The sequence below is a fragment of the Streptomyces alkaliterrae genome (assembly GCF_007097205.2).
In the GTDB taxonomy this organism is placed as follows: Bacteria; Actinomycetota; Actinomycetes; order Streptomycetales; family Streptomycetaceae; genus Streptomyces; species Streptomyces alkaliterrae.
In genome coordinates this window covers 1-654 of the sequence record NZ_VJYK02000674.1, presented here as the reverse complement: position 1 = coordinate 654, position 654 = coordinate 1, and the positions used below count along the sequence as shown (strand labels likewise).

The following is a 654-nucleotide window of genomic DNA, read 5'->3' as shown; positions in this document are numbered from 1 at the left end:
CATGGGGTGTGAGGGTAGCGGGAGTTGGCGGGGCGGAGGCGGCGGGCAAACCAGGTAGATTCAGATGGCATGAGCACGAAGACTTCCGGCAGTTGCCTGGGCCTGTGTGTGGTGTGGGCGCTGTGTGTTGTCGGGACTGTTGGCTTCGGCCAGATGTTCTGGGCCACGGCGAGCAAGAGCGTCAACTACTACCGGGCAGCGCAGGGGACCTTCGGCGAGCCGGGGACCGTCGAACCCGGCAGGGACACCGGCGATGGGATGGACGGCTTCCTCGGCCGCCGATGCCGGGGAAGCTTCACTCCTGAGGACGGCGCCGCCCCTCTTCGGGTGTCCGTGCCGGGCGGCTGCACCATCGACGAGGTGAAGGAAGCACGGCTCGTGTCCGGCGACACCTCTGGGCGGATCACAAACCGGGACCCGGACGCGGCCATCATGTCCGGCAGCGGCGCGTGGTTCCAGTGGGCGTTGTACTCGCTTGTGATCGGGATCGTGACGCTGCTGTGTGCGATGGTCGCGCTGGGACCTGTGGCGTGGTTGGTGGAGTGGCGCAGCCGGCGGCGGAGACCCAAGGTGTCCTTGGTGAAGCCGGAGCCGAAGGTGCCGCCGGAGAAGTTGTCGTTGACGAAGGACTGAGGTGGGGGCGGGGTTTCAGGC

The 654-nt window shown here is 67.3% G+C and carries 1 protein-coding gene; it reads left to right on the top strand.

What is annotated here, in order from left to right; translation table 11 throughout:
- Nucleotides 1–69: 69 nt before the first annotated feature.
- Complete coding sequence (locus FNX44_RS27450) at nt 70–633, top strand: hypothetical protein (RefSeq protein ID WP_143651644.1); 564 nt, start codon at nt 70–72, stop codon at nt 631–633.
- Nucleotides 634–654: the final 21 nt, after the last annotated feature.